Raw genomic sequence first — 17,203 nt, forward strand, 5'->3', positions numbered from 1 at the left:
AACCGAGAATCGACGAGGTCAAGCACATGGCTCTCTCGAGACGCATCCCCTGCTGTGGCACAGGCGAATTCGTCCGCCCACGATCACCTCCCGTTCCAGGACACCCGCGACCTGGACGCCGCCACGCGCGGACTCGTCGCCGAACTCGATCCCCCCGCCATCGCCGGCCAGGACGGGAAGCCGGTGTGGGATTGCGATGAATTCTCCTTCCTCGCCAAGGAGGCGCCTGCCACCGCCCATCCCAGCTTGTGGCGGCAGTCGGGTCTCGTTGCCCGACAAGGCCTCTTCGAGGTGACCGATCGGATCTACCAGATCCGCGGCCTGGACCTGTCGAACATGACCGTCGTCGAGGGCGACACCGGCGTCATCGTCATCGACCCACTGATCTCACAGGAAACCGCGGCCGCCGGCCTCCGCCTCTATCGGGAGCATCGTGGCGATCGTCCGGTCACCGCCGTCATCTACACGCACTCGCACATCGATCATTTCGGCGGCGTCAAAGGAGTCACCACCCAGGAGGCCGTCGACGCCGGCGAGTGCCAGATCATCGCGCCCGCAGGCATGGTCGAGCACGCGGTCGCCGAGAACGTCTACGCGGGAACGGCGATGGGCAGGCGCGCGGCGTACATGTACGGGGCCGCGCTGCCGAGGGGCCCGCGCGGTGCGATCGGCGCGGGCCTCGGCCAGTCCACGTCCACCGGCACGGCGACCCTGATCGCCCCGACCCTCGACATCACCACCACCGGACAGGTCGAGACCATCGACGGGGTCACCATCGAATTCCAGCTGACGCCCGGCACCGAGGCACCGGCCGAGATGAACTTCTACTTTCCGCAGATGCGCGCGCTCTGTATGGCCGAGAACGCCACCCACACCCTGCACAATCTGCTCACGTTGCGGGGTGCCCTGGTCCGTGATCCGCACGTGTGGTCGCGCTACCTGACCGAGGCGATCAACGATTTCGCGGCGCGCTCCGACGTGCTCTTCGCGTCGCATCACTGGCCGACATGGGGCACCGCGGAGCTCACGGAGTTCCTGTCCCTCCAGCGCGACCTCTACGGATACCTCCACGATCAGACCCTTCGGCAGCTCAACAAGGGCCGGACCGGTCTCGAGATCGCCGAGGACATCCGATTGCCCCCGGCACTCGAGAACGCCTGGCACACACATGGCTACTACGGCTCGGTGAGCCACAACGTCAAGGCCATCTACCAGCGTTACATGGGATGGTTCGACGGGAATCCGGCGCACCTCTGGGAACACCCGCCGGTGGAATCCGCGACGCGGCACGTCGAGTTCATGGGCGGCGCGGACGAGGTGGTACGGAAGGCCCGCCGGTCGTTCGAGGCGGGCGACTTCCGCTGGGTCGCACAGGTCCTGAACTACGTCGTCTTCGCCGACCCGGCGCACGAGGAGGCGCGGAGTCTCCAAGCGGACACGCTCGAACAGCTCGGCTATGGCTCGGAGAACGGCACGTGGCGCAACTTCTACCTCATGGGGGCGTACGAGTTGCGCCACGGACCCGTCGGGACGCCGACCACGACGGCGGCCACGGACATCGTCGCCGCCCTGTCGGTCGATCAGCTCTTCGACGCCGTCGCCCTGCGAGTCGACGGGCCGGCGGCCTGGGACGCCCACATCGTCCTCGACTGGCACATCACCGATGTCGACCGACGCCACCGATCGGAGCTGCGCAACGGCCTCCTGGTTCATTTCGACGTGGATCAGGCAAGCGCTGGCGACCCCGTCGCAGCCACGTTCACCCTGACGAAACAGACCCTGCTGACGCTGCTCCTCGGGCTCGTGGATCTCGGTACGGCCGTCGAAGCGGGCGACGTCGGCGTCGACGGTGATCCGAGTGCATTCGGCGAACTCGCCGGCTACCTGGACGACCCCGATCCCGATTTCGCGATCGTGACACCCTAGGAGCCTGCTGAATTAGGGTCCAGCCTGGGTTGAGGTTCCTGCTGCGGGGATGTGTCGGTTCCGGGGTGTGGTCGTGGTGATCGATCTAGGTGGGGCGGCGGTGCCGCGGTTCAGGCGGTGGCCAGTGTCCAGGTGCCGTTGGTGGTAGTCAGTCCGAGGGTGATCAGGCGGCGTAGGTTGATCGCGGCGGCGCGGTGGTGCAGCCAGTTGTTGTTGCGTTCGATTCCACGGTAGGGCACCCGCCGGTTACCGCGGGTGAGCCAGGCAATCGTCCGTTCGACCATGGGTCGATGCTGGCGGTAGGTGTCGGCAATAGTGTTGTCAGAGAAGTGTTGTCGGTGTTCGCGCTGGAGTTGGTGGTGTTCGCCGAAACTGATTTTGCGTCCACGAACCGCGGTGGTGCACCGTGCCCGAAGTGGGCAGTCTTGGCAGGCCGCACCGTAGGTGACGTGGCCTTTCGCGCTGACCGGTCGGGTCAGGTTGTTGGGGCAGGTCAATGTGTTCGAGTCGGCGTCGAAGGTGAAATCGTCGACGACGAAACCACCAGCAACCGCCGGCATGTGTGGCTTGGGTTTGATCACCGCGTTCCATCGTGTCCGCGCCAGCGTGGCCAGCATGTCACCGGAGGCATACGCTGAATCACCCAGCACCTCACGATCGTCGGCGTCGTCGGCGACGGTCGGATCGCTCAGCAACAACCGTGCCCCGACTGCTCCGTCGGAAGTGTCCGGACCAGCGGCTTTGGTCATCTCGATCGCGGTGACCAACCCGGTCTCCGGTTCATTGACGATGTGGCCCTTGAACCCGTCCTGCTGGCGTGCCCGGGTTTTGTGGGCGTGCCGGGTGTCGGTATCGACGGTGGAGATCACCCGGTCCGGGGCGGTCCGGGGCGCGATGCGCCAGCGTCCGTCGGTGCCATCAGAACCTGGTGCCGGTTCCACATCCTGGCCGGTCACCAATGCCAGCAATGCCACCGCCTGCGCCTGGGCCTGGTTACTCGGTTCCTTGTCGATGGCCTCGAGGTCCAGACCGTCGAGCACGGCCAACCCATCTTCGACAAGGGCGCTGATCAGGTCCTGTTGAGCACACTCATCATCCCAGGCGATCCGCGGCTTGCCGGGCCGGTCATAGCCGCCGCCGGTCAACGCGGCCAGACGAGTCGCGTGCTGCTCGACCACCACCGCACCACCGTCGACCTCTCGGGCGACCCGCCGGATCGCCGCGATCACCTGGGTGATGGCGTCCTGGCGGGCCACCGCGTCATCGAAGATCGTCGAATCCAGCGCTCGACGACTCTTACCCGCGAGCACCCCGGTGGTGGTGATGACCTCGCGTACCACCTCGAAAATGCGGTGCGGCCGATCGCTGGCTGCCAGTCGCCGACGCCAGTACGTCAGAGTCGACGGATGAAAACCTTTGTTACCCAACACGAATCCACACGCCGCTTTCCACCGCAGATCGAAAGTGACCGCATCAGCGGCTTCGCGATCGGACAAACCCTGCAGCGTTTGCAGCACGATCACCGACGCCATCGTGGCCGGCGGGATCGACGGACGGCCCCGGCCGCTGGGAAACAGGTCCGCGAACATCTCCGCAGGAAACAACTGCTCGCGATGAGCAGCCAAAAACGCGAACACACTGCCCTCGGCCAGCAAATGCCCGACGACCGAGTTCACATCCAGAAACTCACCCTGACGATCCGGCTCACCCTGCATACCCACCAGGATCCCAGCCCACCAGGCAAACCCGCTCACCCCACACCGAAACGACACCGACTATTTCAGCAGTCTCCTAGTTCCCGCCGGGCGGCCCGGCCGACCCGACCGAGGGTGACACCGCTCGAACACACGTGCGAAACTGACTGGGTGGGCATGAAGTGGATTGGCGGGGACAACGGCCAACCACACCGGCCCGCCTTCGTGCGGGTCGGCCACAAGGCGGTGCTCATCGACCTTGGCGCGCTGTACCCCAATGCGCCGCATTTCAGCGGCGAGTACCACCCCGACGGTTTGCAGATCCGGTCGGTGCACCTCGGCGTCCTCACCGAGTGGGGGCGCGACGAATGGGGTGCCTGGTACGGCAAGGTCACCTACACGATCACCTCGAAGGACCGACAGGAGAAGGTCACGCACTGGGTGCCGTCGTGGGCGTTGCGCCCGGCCGGTGACCGGCCGCCCGGGCGACGGTGACCGCCCCCGAGGAGCGAGCTTGCGAGCGTCACCCCCTGCTCCCTGAGGAGCGAGCTTGCGAGCGTCACCCCCTGCTCCCTGAGGAGCGAGCTTGCGAGCGTCACCCCCTGCTCCCTGAGGAGCGAGCTTGCGAGCGTCACGAAGGGTCCTGGTGAGGCGGGTTGCGAGACCCTTCGTGACGCGCCCTCCGCAAGCTCCGGGCGCTCCTCAGGGAGCAGAGGGGTGACCCTCCGCCGGGAGCAGAAGGTGGGCCCTGCGCAGGGAGCAGAGGGGTGGCCTCCGCAAGCTCTGGGCGCTCAGCGGATGAGCGGGTCGCGCGGCAAGCCGAGGATGCGTTCGGCGATCTGGTTGCGGGTGATCTCCGACGTCCCGCCGGCGATCGACATCCCGCGGGCCCCGAGGATCAGCAGGCCGGCCAGCTTGCCGGGACCGGACGAGAACGCGACGTCGGGTCCGAGCAATTCCGCGGCCAGATGCGCGCGGTCGCTGAGATGCTCGGCGAGAAGCAGTTTCGTCACATTTCCCTCGGGTCCGGGAGCGGCGCCGACGACCGATCGGGCGGCGCGACGCAGATTGAGGAGTCGCAGCGCATCTTCGACGGCGAGGAACTCACCGACCTTCGTCGCCGCCCCCTCGACCCGGTCCCCGTAGCCCTGGACGAGTGCCACCATCTGCTGGACCGCACCCTCGCTACCCGGCGCACCGCCGCCGATGCTGACCCGCTCGTTGCCGAGGGTCGCGCGGGCCACGGCCCAGCCGTCGTTCGGTGTGCCCACCACGTCTTCGTCAGGAACGAAGACGTCGGTGAAGAACACCTCGTTGAACTCGGACCCGCCGGTGATCTGCCGCAGCGGACGTACCTCGACACCGGGCGCCGACATGTCGATCAACACGGCGGTGATGCCCTTGTGTTTGGGGGCTTCCGGGTCGGTCCGCACCGTTGCCAGCCCTCGCCGGCACAGGTGGGCGCCGCTGGTCCAGACCTTCTGGCCGTTGATGCGCCAGCCGCCGTCGACGCGCGTGGCCCTCGTGCTGACCGCCGCCGCGTCCGACCCGGCGCCGGGCTCGGAGAACAGCTGACACCACACCTCGTCCCCGAGCAGCGCCGGCCGGACGAACCGGTCGATCTGGTCCTGCGTGCCCTGCTGGATGAGGGTGAGGATGACCCACCCGGTGATGCTGTACTCGGGCCGCTTCACACCCGCGGTCGCCATCTCCTCCTCGATGACGAGTTGTTCGACGGAATCCGCGGCGCGTCCCCACGGCCTGGGCCAATGCGGCATGACGTAACCGGTGTCGATGAGCTTCTCGCGCAGCGCGGACTCGTCGACGCCGGCGATCTCGGCGATGTCGGCTCGAACGCGCGCGCGCAGTTCCTCGGCCTCGGGTGGGAGGTCGAGGCTGTTGGCACGGGTGACGCCGCCTGCGGAGAACTCGTACACGTCACGAGCCGGCTGTTGTCCGCCGAACAGCGCCTGCAGCACGGTGGCGCGGCGCAGATGCAGGTGCGCGTCGTGTTCCCAGGTGAAGCCGATCCCACCGTGCACCTGGATGTTCAGCTCGGCGTTCGTCGTGTACGTGGGCAGTGCCAGCGCGGCCGCCGATGCCGCGACCAGCCCGAGCGCGTCGGCGTTCTCGTCGGCCGCTCGCGCCGCGTCCCACACCACCGCGGTGGCGGCCTCCGCGCCGACGAGCATGTTCGCGCAGTGGTGCTTGACGGCCTGGAACGCACCGATGGTCCGGCCGAACTGTTCGCGGACCTTCGCGTAGGCCACCGCGGCGTCCAGCGCGTCCCGCGCCCCGCCGACGGCTTCGGCCGCGACCAGCGTCCGGGTGAGCGCCAGCGCGGTGGCCGCCAGTCTCGGCAGACGGACGGCGGCAGCACTCGACAGCGACACCCTCGCCGACAATCGGGTCGGGTCCAGATCGGCGTGCGCGCCCACCTCAACACCGGAGTCCGACGACTCCACCACCAGCACATCGTCGTCGCCGATGAGTACCAGCAGATCCGCGAGCGGTGCGCCGAGTACCGCGTCGACCTGACCGGAGACCGCCCCACCGGCCTCGGTCAGTCCCGGCACCACCGCGACACCCGCGGTGACCGTGCCGTCGACGAGCGGCCGCAGCCAGCGGGCAGGCGTCTCGTCGTCGGCATGAGTCAGGATCGCCGAGGCGATCACGGTGGGCAGGAACGGACCCGGCGCCACCGCGCGGCCCAATTCCTCTGTCACGACGACCAACTCGGCGATCCCGAAACCGGAACCGCCGTACTCCTCGGCGACGTGCAGACCCAGCCAACCGAGTTCGGCGATCTCCGCCCAGAACGTGGGTCTGGCCTCCTCGGGCGCGTCGAGTCGGTCGCGCGCCTGCGCCCGCACCTTTCGGTCGACGGCGAATTCGCGCACCACCGAGGCGAGTTCGACGTGGTCATCGGTCAGGGCAATACTCATGGCGACTCCCGGGATCGTCGGTCACCCGATCACACCATCTACACCCGGCCCGGGGTGGACGCTTGAGACAAACTCATCGAATCCGTTCCCGACGCGCCCGGTGCACGACCGGGTCCGGGAACGGCACGGCATCGACGAGGTCCCTGGTGTACCGGTCCTCGGGCGGTGAGGACGGTGCGCGTTCCGGCCGATGTCCGTCGCGAGATCGACGACGCGGCGGAGGCCTCGGCGGACTGAAGCGTTCCGATCACCGTGAGCGTTTCCCTCGATCGCACCACCGTCGCGGTGGTCTGATGAATTCGATTGCCATCAAACGATATTCAGAAGAGGACGAGAGATGACCCTGGCGCACATCGAGGACCGGACCGAGCGCGAGCAGGCAGCTCAGTAGATCTACCGCGACGCGGGGATCACCGTCGACAAGCTCGGCGAGCACATCGGGGCACGCATCGGCCAGGTGCGGCTCGGCGGCGACCTCGCCCCGGAGCAGGTGGAGGCGATCCGCCTGGCGCTGGCGATCAACAAGACGATCGTCTTCGAGGGCCAGGACCAGCTCGACGACGACAGCCAGTACGCGTTCGCCGAACTCCTGGGCGATCCCACCGCACCTCATCCGACGGTGACCTCACGCGGCGAACAGCTGCTGACCATCGAAGGCGCCGCGAACAGCTGGCACTCCGATGTTACGTTCGTCGATCGCATCCCGAAGGCGTCCATCCTCCGGGCGGTGACGCTGCCGAGCTACGGCGGCGCGACGACCTAGGCGTCGACGGTGGCCGCCTACGAGCAGCTGCCGAAACCGCTGCGCGCGTTGACCGAAGAGCTGTGGGCCACCCACACCAATCTGTACGACTACGTCGGCCAGAAGGAGCCGTCCGGCGGTGTCGACGTCAGTCGCAAGGCCGAGCACTACAAGGAGTTCACCAGCTCCGAGTACCAGACGCTGCACCCCGTCGTCCGCGTCCATCCCGAGACCGGCGAACGCAGCCTGCTGCTCGGACACTTCGCCAAGGAGTTCCGCGGCCTCCTGAGTTCCGAGTTCGCCGACCTCTACCAGCTCCTCCAGGCGCGTATCACGAAGCTGGAGAACACCTTCCGGTGGAACTGGAAACTGGGCGACGTGGCGATCTGGGACAATCGCGCCACGCAGCACTACGGCATCGCCGACTTCGGCAACCAGCAGCGTGAACTGCACCGCATCACCCTCGCCGGCGATGTGCCCGTCGACGTCCACGGCCAGGCGAGCCAGGTTCTCCAGGGCGACGCGACGCACTACTCGGTCGTCGAAGAACCCGCGCGGCTGTCGGTGTTCGCGGCGTGACTTCTCAGGGCCGGTCGCCCTCGGCGACCGGCCGTTCCGGGTCCGACGACCACTGCGAGAACGAACCGGGGAACAGCGTGGCGTCGATCCCCGTGACGGCGAGCGCCGCGATCTGGTGCGCGGCATTGATCCCGGAACCGCAGTAGACGACGACATCGGAGCCGGCCCCGCCGTCGATACCGACATCTGCGAACCGGCGTCGTAGCTCCTCCGCCGGACGGAAGCGGCCGGAGGTGTCGACGTTGTCCGCCGTCGGGACACTGATCGCCCCGGGGATGTGGCCGGCGCGCGGATCGACCGGTTCGACGTCGCCGCGATAGCGTTCGGCGGCCCGGGCGTCGAGCAGGTGTGCCGGCCCGGCCGCGACGCTGTCCATGGTCGCGACCGGCAGGTGTCCGGGGCTCAGGGTCACGTTGCCCGCTCGCGGCCGACCGCCGTCGCCCGTCGTCGTGCGCAGGCCTTCGGCACGCCACGCCGCGAGGCCGCCGTCGAGAAGTCGCACGTCGGCGACACCCGCCCACCGCAGCAGCCACCAGGCGCGCGCGGCCGCGAGGTTGCCGGAGTCGTCGTAGACCACCACCGGGACGGCGTCGTCGATCCCCCATCGCCGGGCCGCCTCCTGGAGGTCGGCGACGTCGGGCAGCGGATGCCTGCCGCCGACCGGCCCGGAGGGCGGGGCCGCCAGTTCGGAGTCGAGGTCGACGTAGACCGCACCGGGGATGTGACCCTCGCGATAGGCGTGCCGACCATCGAAGTCGCCCAGCTGCCAGCGCACGTCCAGCAGGATCGGCGGAGTCGCCAGCAGCATCTCGGCCAGCTCGAGCGGGGTGATGAGGACCTCGGCCATGGCGGCGAGGGTACCAACGCGAACCGATGGCAGAATGGGGCAATCCGCCCATGACCGGGCACCTGGCCCTCCGTCGCCCTGCCGTCACCACCCTCAGGAGTCCATCCCGTGGCGTTGTTTCCTGCCGTCGTCTTCGGACTCATCACGTTCTGGCTGCATCGGCGCATCGTCCGCGCGACCGCGATGCCGCGCCCCTGGTCGATCATCGCCGACGTGGCGCTGGTCGTCCTGTGGGCGCTCGCCCTCATCGGCTTCGCCACCGGACGGGTGCTCGACCCGTCGTGGGCGCGGCCCATCGGCACGATCGGGCTGATCTGGCTCGCCGCCGTCTTCTACCTGTTCCTCGGCCTCGCGGTGGTGGGCCTCGTGTCGTTCGCCGCACACATCGTCCGCTGGATCCGGCGACGTCGATCCGGAGTGCAGGACAACCCCTCGCTCGCGGCCCGTCGGCTCAGCAAGCTCCGGGTCGCCACGGCCGCGGTCGTGGTGGTCGCGCTCGGGGTCACCGGCTACGGGGTGTGGGAAGCATCTCGCCCCCAGGTCGTCGACGTCGACGCCACGTTCGCGAGCCTGCCGCCGCAGTTCGACGGAACGCGCATCGCGGTGATCTCCGACCTGCACGTCGGCCCGGCCCGTGACGCGTCGTTCACCCAGCGCGTCGTCGACGACGTCAACGAGCAGGAGCCGGATCTCGTCGTCCTCGTCGGCGACCTCACCGACGGCACCATCCCGAACGTCCGCGACACCCTCGAACCCCTCGCGGATCTGGATGCGCCTCTCGGGGTCTTCGGTGTGAGCGGCAACCACGAGTACTACGCCGACGACGGTGGCCGGTGGCTCGACGTCTGGGAGGAATTCGGCGTGCGCACGCTGCGCAACGCACGAGCGCCCATCGAGGTCGACGGCGCGACCATCACACTCGCCGGCGTCCACGACGCCACCGCCCCCGAACCGTACGAGCCCGACCTCCCGGCGGCGTTGGCGGGAACGTCTCCCGACGACTTCACCCTGCTCCTCGCCCACCAGCCCAAGCAGGCCGTCGAGGCATCCGATCTGGGTGTCGACCTCCAGCTGTCCGGGCACACGCACGGCGGCCAGCTCTGGCCTATCCGCTACCTCGTCCGTGCCCAGCAGCCGACGATCACCGGGCTGGACCAGATCGGGAACACCACGATCTACACCACTCGCGGCGCCGGCGCCTGGGGCCCACCGGTCCGTGTCCTGACGCCGCCGGAGATCACGATGCTCACCCTGCGATCGGCGCCGCCCGCCTCCTGAGGCGCGAGGAGCGAAAGGAACACCCCCTGCCCCCTAATCCGAAGAGTTAGGTGAGGTGGCTGCTCAGGCCGCTCCGTGGGGTGTGATGGTGACGTCGTATCCGAGTTTGTGTAGGTCGTAAATGGCGCGGTTCTTGGTGCGTTCGGGGTGGCGTTGCTGGTGGTAGTCGGGGCCGGGTTCGTCGTAGACGACGTTGTCGGTGAGCATGATCCAGACCACGGTGAGCAGGGTGTGCTCGAGGGCGACGATCGCTTTGGGTTTGCCGCGAGAGCGGACCAGGCGCCGGTACTTGGCGTTGAGGAACGTGCCTTTGTGGCTGGCGATCGATAACGCTGTAGCCCCGAGAGCACCTTTGAGGTGACGGTTACCGGGGCGGGTTTTGACGTTTTTGACCCGTCCGGCGGATTGGTGCTGGCCGGGGCAGACTCCCGCCCACGAGGCCAAATGGCCTGGTGTGGGGAACTGGGCCATCTGGCCGCCGGTCTCGGCGATGATCACATCGGCGGTGGTGGTGGAGATACCCGGGATCGTGCAGATCAGGTCGCGTTTGGCTTGAAACGGCGCCATCACCTTCTCGATGCGCTCGGTCAACGCGTCGATCCGGGTGGTGTGTTCGGTGATGAAATCCAGATGCAACTCGACCAGGAACGCGTGGTGGTCGGTGAAGCGGCCCTGCAACGCCTGGGTCAACGCGGGGATTTTGCGGCGGAGTTGTTTCACCGACAACTCCGCCAACACGGCGGGATCGCGTTCACCCTTGACCAGCGCCTGCAACATGAATCGTGACGAGACCCCGTTGATATCGGAGACCACCACCGACAGTTTGATGCCGGCGTCTTCGAGGACTTTCTCCAACCGTTGAATCTCGCGGCCGCGTTCGCGGGTGATCGCGGTGCGGGTGCGGGTCAGATCGCGTAACCGTCGGATCGGTTCGGGCGGCACGAACGAGGCCCGCAACAGCCCGTGGGCGGCCAGCTGCGCCAGCCACGCCGCATCCGACACATCGGTTTTGCGGCCCGGGAGGTTCTTGGCGTCGTGGGCGTTGACCAGCATCACCTCGAACGGGGCGTCTTCGAGGAGGTAGTAGAACGGTTTCCAGTAGTCGCCGGTGGCTTCCATGACCACACACGTCACCTGCTCGGCGATCAGATAGTCCCGCAGCCGCAGAATGTCGCCGCTCATCGACGACCAGGTCGTGGTATCTTGCACGGTCTTTCGGCCCGGACTAGCCAGGCGGACACAGACTTTCACATCCTTTTTGGAGACATCCATCCCGGCGCATCGGGGATGCAGCACTTCCATCTCGGTTTCCTTTCGAGTCCTCGGAAGTGGGCTGCGGACGGGGCAAACAAATGCAGGAGTCTAATCCGCGTGCTCGTAGCAACAATCCACGATTCCCGTGGCAGGCCCCGCGCCTCACACTGAGGTACTGGCTCTTCGGCACAAGGGAGGAATTCAAGGTCACCGCATCCCACCCCTCCACTATCAACCCCCCACGCGCCGGTGACCAGCACGAACTCTTCGACCCCCACGACGGCCGCCAGGCCGCAGATACTGAGGTGCGAGGAGCGAAAGCAACACCCCCTGCCCCCTGAGGTGCGAGGAGCGAAAGCGACGAGCCTCGAAGGGCTGGTGAGTTGACTCGCCGGCCCTTCGAGGCTCGCTTCGCTCGCACCTCAGGGAGCAGGATGGGGCTCGCTCTCGAGGAGCAGCGGCTCAGCCGTTGATATCGGAAGGATGGGTCGCCAGTGGGGTGACCTTGATCCGCATGTACGGGAACAGCGGCAGACCTGACAGCAGGGTGTGCAGTTCGTCGTTCGACTCGACGTCGAAGATCGAGTAGTTGGAGTACTCCCCGACGATCCGCCAGATGTGCGGCCACTTGCCGGCGCGTTGTAGATCCTGCGAGTACGCCTTCTCCCGTGCGACCGTGTCGGCCCGCAGGTCGGGGTCGAGGTCGTCGGGAATGGAGACGTCCATCCGCACGTGGAACAGCATTACTTCGCCGGGTCCAGCACGAAGTCGTAGGAGACGGTGAAGCCGCCCTTGCCGTCGTCCTGCGGGTCGAGCACCAGTTCGGGTTTGACGGCGCTGGCGACGTCGTCGTCGTTGTGCGGGTCGCCCGGGAAGTACAGCTGTGCGGTGAGCTGCTCGTGGCCCGGCGCCGAGACCTTGAGGTGCAGGTGCGCGGGACGCCACGGATGCCAGCCCGCCGCGGAGATCATCTTCCCGCACGAGCCATCGGTCGGGATCATGTACGGCGCGGGCCGGATGGTGGTGATCTCGAAACGGCCCTCGTCATCGGCGGTGAAGGTGCCGCGCAGATTCCACTCCGGGATTCCCGGCGCGAACTGCGAGTAGAAGCCGTCGTCGTCGGCGTGCCAGAGTTCGACAGTGGCGCCGGCGAGGGCGGTGCCGTCGCACGACCGGACCTGACCGGTCCACACCAACGGATCGCCGGGCTCGTTGTCCCGCATGGGCAGAGTGCCCTTGGCGCCGAGTTCCGGAGCGTCCGGGACGTAGTACGGGCCTTCGATGCTGCCCTTGTTGCCCTGACGATGCGAGGTCGCGACGTCCTCGACGACGTGCTCCACCCAGACGTCGAGGAACAGCGGCCACTCGCCGTCCTCACCGACGTTGATGAGCCACGCCTTGAGCGCGTTGTACTCGTCGTAGGTCACCTTGTGCTTCCGGATCACCTCGTGCACGCCCGCGAGGACCTCGTTGATGAGGGTCGAGACACGTTCCGGCGCAGTGTCCTTCACTGCCTCCAACGGAGACTTGTCCGCGTGGAACCGCTCGGTGGCGGAGGCGCCGGACGCCGCGGCGGTGGCGACTTCCTGGGGATGCTCGGTGGTGGTCATGTTCTTCTCCTTGCTACTGGGTTCGCGGGGCTGCCACGAGACGTGTTGTGGGCGTGCGGGTCTAGTTGTCGGTGCGATAGCGGTCGAGCTTGACCGGATCGATCTCGAAACCGATGCCCGGCGCGGTCGAACGGTGCAGGTGGCCATCGCGGATTTGCAACGGCTCGGTCAGCAGGTCGTCGCTCATGTCCAGGAAGTTCGACAGCTCACCCGCGTAGCGCGAGGTCAGCTCGAAGGCGCTGCCGAAGGCGAGCGTGCACGCCGTCCCGATCTGTCCGTCGATCTGGTTGCCCATGACGACCGGGACGCCCAACCCCTCGGCGAGGTGATGCGTGCGGCGTGAGGTGGTGAAACCCGACCGCGCGGTCTTGATGCTGACGGCGGTCGCCGACCGGCCGAGGATCTCGCGGGTGACGTCGGCCGGCGTGGGCACCGATTCGTCGGCGATGAACGGCACCGGCAGCTGTTCGACCAGCCACCGGCGACCGAGCACATCGGCTGCGTCGCAGAGCTCTTCGGCGAACAGCAGATCGAGGTCGGCCATCTCCCGCATGGCTCGCGCCGACTCGGCTGCGGTCCAACCCCGATTGCCGTCGACGTAGAGTTCGACGTCGCCGCCGAACCGCTCGCGGAGCGCGCGGACGACCGCGGTGTCGAGGGATGCCGGGTGACGTCCGACCTTCACCTTGAAGGTGCGGATCCCGTAGGTGTCGACCATCTTCTCGGCTTCGGCGACCATCGCGGCCGGCTCGGCGAACCCGAGCATGTGACTGACGCGCATCCGGTCGGTGTAGCCGCCGAGCATGTCGCCGACCGGGAGTCCCAGCACCTTGCCCAACGCATCCCAGATCGCCATGTCCACAGCGGATTTCGCGGCCGGGTTGCCGACCGTGCGAGCCATCCGGGCGGCGACCACCTCACGCTCGAGCAAGGTCAGGCCGACGACCGCGGGCGCGAAGATGCCCTCGATCACGGCGATGATGCCGTCCTGGGTCTCGCCGTAGGTGAACGGGCGGGGCGGCGCCTCGGCGACGCCGACCACGCCGGCGTCGGTGTGCACCCGGACCAGCACGTGGGTCGCGGCGTGCACCTCGCCGGAGGCGAACCTCAGCGGCTTCACGTACGGGATGGCGAACGGAATCGCCTCCACAGCGGTGATTTTCACGGTTTCTCTCCAGATCGAGCACCCAGTCGGGTCCTCACGGAACGGTGGTCGGCAAGCTGGGTGTCGCGCGACTGTGCGGCGGCGGAATCGGCGATGACGTCGGCGACCGCGGTGACGACCGGGTCGTCGGAACCCGATCGCCAGGCGAGTGCCACCTCGACGGTGTCGGCATCGACGAGGTCGCGCACCACCAAACCGTCGAGCGGAAGTGACCGCACCGAGGCCGGGAGCAGGGCGACCCCCAGCCCGGCGGCGACCAGGGCCAGCAGCACCGCGGTACCCGGCGCCTGGTGCGCCCGGTGGGGAACGAAACCCGCTGCGCGACATGTCCGTATCGCGGCGTCGTTGACGGCCGAGTCCCGGCTGTCGTACAGCACGAACGGCTCGTGGCGGAGGTCGGCGACGGAGACCACGGGCTCGGCGGCCAGTCGGTGATCGACCGACACCGCGAGAACCATCGGCTCGACATCGATGACCGTCGTGTCGATGTGCTCCCCGATCGCCGGCGGGCGCAGGATCCCGAGGTCGAGGGTGCCGGCGCGCAGGGCGTCGCACTGGCCCGGCGTGAGCATGTCGGACTGGATACGAAGATCCACATCGGGCAACTCCCGCTTGACGACCCGCGCGATGCGCGGCAGATGGGAGAACGCGGCAATACCGGTGATACCGACCCGGACGAGGCCGCTGCGGCCGGCGGCGATCCGACGCACGCCGTCCACGGCTTCGTCCACGCCGGCGAGAATTCGCTCGGCCTGGGCCCTGAGGTACTGCCCGGCCGGGGTGAGCGACACCTGACGGGTGGTCCGCGTGAACAGGGTGACGTCGAGCTCGGCCTCGAGCTGGCGGATTGCGTACGACAGCGCGGGCTGTGCCACGTGCAACGACTCCGCTGCCTGCCCGAAATGACAGGTGTCGGCCACGGCGGCGAAGTACCGCAAGTGCCGTAGCTCCATGACCCGCCTCGTCTCGTACTGATCGACACCGCGGTTGTGACCGCGGACACGTCTCACGGTAGAGCGTCGATCCATACATGACAAAGACACAAATTGCGGCAATTGATTGACGCCATTGATCAATAGACTGCTTGGCCAGGACTGGCAATTACCCGGGTGTGATCGCCACCACGTGCTGCCACAGTGCAGAGAGCAGCCCACTTCCTGGAGGTTTACGACCATGACCGCGTCCGTATCGGAACACTTGAATCATGTGAACTCGGTCCTCGACGACGCGGTCGTCGACGACCGAGACGCCGGTGTCTACCGCGCCAACCGGCGGATCTTCACCGATGAGGACATCTTCGAGTTGGAGATGAAGCACATCTTCGAGGGCAACTGGATCTATCTCGCACACGAGAGCCAGGTCCCCGAACCTGGCGACTACTTCACCACCTACATCGGCCGGCAGCCCGTCGTCATCACCCGCGACAAGAACGGCGAGTTGCACTGCCTGATCAACGCCTGTGCGCACCGCGGCGCGATGATCTGCCGGCGCAAGACCGACAACCGGATGACCCTGACCTGCCCGTTCCACGGTTGGACGTTCCGCAACGACGGGACCCTTCTGAAGGTCAAGGATCCCGATGGGGCCGGTTACCCCGACACCTTCGACGTCGACGGCTCGCACAACCTGACCAAGGTCGCCCGCTTCGACAGTTACCGCGGCTTCCTGTTCGGCAGCCTCAACGAGGACGTCGCCTCGCTAGGGGAGCATCTCGGCGACACCCGACTGATCATCGACATGCTGGTCGACCAGTCGCCGGACGGCCTCGAGGTGCTCCGCGGCGCGTCGACCTACACCTACGACGGCAACTGGAAGGTGCAGGCGGAGAACGGCGCCGACGGTTACCACGTCACCGCCACCCACTGGAATTACGCGGCCACCACATCGCGACGCGGCACCGGCGAGTCGACGAACGACACCAAGGCGCTCGACGCCGGCGGGTGGGGCAAGTCCGGGGGCGGCTACTGGTCGTACCCGAACGGCCACCTGTGCCTGTGGACCTGGGCCGCCAACCCTCAGGACCGGCCGCTGTGGGACAAGATGGACGAGCTCAAGGAGATCCACGGCGACGCCAAGGGCGAGTTCATGGTGAAGGGGTCGCGCAACCTGTGTTTGTACCCGAATGTCTATCTGATGGACCAGTTCTCGACGCAGATCCGCCACTTCCGTCCGATCGCGCCGGACAAGACCGAGGTGACGATCTACTGCATCGCGCCCAAGGGTGAGAGCGACTCCGCGCGGGCTCACCGCATCCGCCAGTACGAGGACTTCTTCAATGCGTCCGGAATGGCGACTCCCGACGACCTCGAGGAGTTCCGGTCGTGCCAGCTCACGTTCCGGGCGCAAGCCGCGCCGTGGAACGACATGAGCCGCGGTGCCGAGCACTGGCTCACCGGTCCCGATCCCGTCGCCGAATCGCTGGGCATGACCGGGGTCATCTCGGCCGGCGTCAAGAACGAGGACGAGGGGCTCTACCCGGTCCAGCACGGTTACTGGCTCGAGCGGATGCGCGCAGCTGCCGCGAAGGAAGCGGCGGCTGCCAGACAAGCAGCGGCCCAACCCCAATAGACCGCCGCCCAGCCCACCGCCCTGAAGGAGAGCACCATGACTACCGCTGAGACCAATTCCGCCGCTGCCGATCCCGCCGGGTCGGGCATATCCACCGGCGGAAAGCTCATCACCCAGAACATGATCGAGCAGTTCCTGTACCGCGAGGCCCGCTACCTCGACGACCGCGAGTTCGAGAAGTGGCTCGACTGCTACGCCGACGACGTCGTGTATTGGATGCCGGCCTGGGACGACCGTGATCGTCTCACCGAGAACCCGCACCGCGAGATCTCGCTCATCTACTACGGCAACAAGGGCGGCCTCGAGGACCGGGTCTTCCGCATCCGCACCGAGCGGTCGTCGGCGACCTCACTGCCCGAACCCCGGACGAGCCACAACATCGGCAACGTCGAGGTCATCGAACGGCGCGGTGATCTCGTCGACGTCCGGTTCAACTGGCACACCATGTATTTCCGGTACAACACGGTCGACCCGTACTACAGGACCTCCTTCTGCACGATCGACTTCTCCGGCGAGCAGCCGCTGATCCGGCGCAAGACGATCGTGCTGAAGAACGACTACATCCACCACGTGGTGGACATCTACCACTTCTAGG

At 67.2% G+C, this 17,203-nt stretch carries 13 protein-coding genes and 1 pseudogene; 6 read left to right on the forward strand and 8 right to left on the reverse strand.

The features are described from left to right. Positions 1-54 precede the first annotated feature (54 nt). Positions 55-1,926 carry an alkyl sulfatase dimerization domain-containing protein gene (locus tag GR168_RS19665; protein WP_058249765.1) on the forward strand — a complete coding sequence of 624 codons (1,872 nt, stop codon included), beginning with the start codon at positions 55-57 and terminating at the stop codon, positions 1,924-1,926. A gap of 110 nt (positions 1,927-2,036) precedes the next feature. Here GR168_RS19665 and GR168_RS19670 read toward each other — a convergent pair whose 3' ends face one another. Next, the gene (locus GR168_RS19670; RefSeq protein WP_159371900.1) at positions 2,037-3,641 is read right to left on the reverse strand and encodes an IS1182 family transposase; all 1,605 of its coding nucleotides are present in this window, start codon (positions 3,639-3,641) and stop codon (positions 2,037-2,039) included. Positions 3,642-3,797: 156 nt separating this feature from the next. Here GR168_RS19670 and GR168_RS19675 point away from each other — a divergent pair, with 156 nt between their 5' ends. Continuing rightward, complete coding sequence (locus GR168_RS19675) at positions 3,798-4,115, forward strand: hypothetical protein (RefSeq protein ID WP_010842754.1); 318 nt, start codon at positions 3,798-3,800, stop codon at positions 4,113-4,115. 296 nt (positions 4,116-4,411) lie between these two features. On the opposite strand, the gene GR168_RS19680 is transcribed toward GR168_RS19675, so the two are convergent. Beyond that, positions 4,412-6,565, reverse strand: coding sequence for an acyl-CoA dehydrogenase (locus GR168_RS19680; RefSeq protein ID WP_159371491.1), 2,154 nt, complete (start codon positions 6,563-6,565; stop codon positions 4,412-4,414). 391 nt (positions 6,566-6,956) lie between these two features. Between GR168_RS19680 and GR168_RS19685 the strand changes: the two are divergent. Beyond that, a pseudogene (locus GR168_RS19685) lies at positions 6,957-7,886 on the forward strand (TauD/TfdA family dioxygenase). Between the two features lie 4 nt (positions 7,887-7,890). Here GR168_RS19685 and GR168_RS19690 read toward each other — a convergent pair. Then, positions 7,891-8,733: a sulfurtransferase gene (locus GR168_RS19690; protein ID WP_058249763.1), complete on the reverse strand. Its 843-nt coding sequence runs from the start codon at positions 8,731-8,733 to the stop codon at positions 7,891-7,893. Between the two features lie 108 nt (positions 8,734-8,841). Between GR168_RS19690 and GR168_RS19695 the strand changes: the two genes are divergently transcribed. After that, positions 8,842-10,011, forward strand: a complete 1,170-nt coding sequence (locus GR168_RS19695) for a metallophosphoesterase (RefSeq protein WP_159371492.1) — start codon at positions 8,842-8,844, stop codon at positions 10,009-10,011. Positions 10,012-10,074: 63 nt separating this feature from the next. On the opposite strand, the gene GR168_RS19700 is transcribed toward GR168_RS19695, so the two are convergent. From GR168_RS19700 to GR168_RS19720, 5 genes are all read right to left on the reverse strand, one after another. Continuing rightward, on the reverse strand, positions 10,075-11,313 hold the full coding sequence (locus tag GR168_RS19700; RefSeq protein WP_137808541.1) for an IS110 family transposase: 1,239 nt from the start codon (positions 11,311-11,313) through the stop codon (positions 10,075-10,077). 414 nt (positions 11,314-11,727) lie between these two features. Next, on the reverse strand, positions 11,728-12,009 hold the full coding sequence (catC, locus tag GR168_RS19705; RefSeq protein WP_058249761.1) for a muconolactone Delta-isomerase: 282 nt from the start codon (positions 12,007-12,009) through the stop codon (positions 11,728-11,730). After that, positions 12,009-12,875 (reverse strand): catechol 1,2-dioxygenase, encoded by an 867-nt coding sequence (gene catA, locus GR168_RS19710; RefSeq protein WP_159371493.1) that lies wholly within the window; start codon positions 12,873-12,875, stop codon positions 12,009-12,011. Before catA ends, catC begins: the two co-directional genes overlap by 1 nt. A 61-nt stretch (positions 12,876-12,936) precedes the next feature. Continuing rightward, positions 12,937-14,040, reverse strand: a complete 1,104-nt coding sequence (locus GR168_RS19715) for an enolase C-terminal domain-like protein (protein WP_159371494.1) — start codon at positions 14,038-14,040, stop codon at positions 12,937-12,939. After that, entirely contained in the window at positions 14,037-14,993 is a 957-nt protein-coding gene (locus GR168_RS19720) for a LysR family transcriptional regulator (RefSeq protein WP_159371495.1), read from the reverse strand. Before GR168_RS19720 ends, GR168_RS19715 begins: the two co-directional genes overlap by 4 nt. 220 nt (positions 14,994-15,213) lie before the next feature. Between GR168_RS19720 and benA the strand changes: the two genes are divergently transcribed. Both benA and benB read left to right on the forward strand, forming a co-directional pair. Further along, a complete protein-coding gene (gene benA / locus GR168_RS19725; protein ID WP_159371496.1) occupies positions 15,214-16,608 on the forward strand; it encodes a benzoate 1,2-dioxygenase large subunit in 1,395 nt (464 codons plus the stop codon). A gap of 36 nt (positions 16,609-16,644) precedes the next feature. Continuing rightward, entirely contained in the window at positions 16,645-17,202 is a 558-nt protein-coding gene (gene benB, locus GR168_RS19730) for a benzoate 1,2-dioxygenase small subunit (protein ID WP_159371497.1), read from the forward strand. Position 17,203: the final 1 nt, after the last annotated feature.

The organism is Gordonia sp. JH63 (assembly GCF_009856645.1).
GTDB classification, from domain to species: Bacteria; Actinomycetota; Actinomycetes; order Mycobacteriales; family Mycobacteriaceae; genus Gordonia; species Gordonia hongkongensis.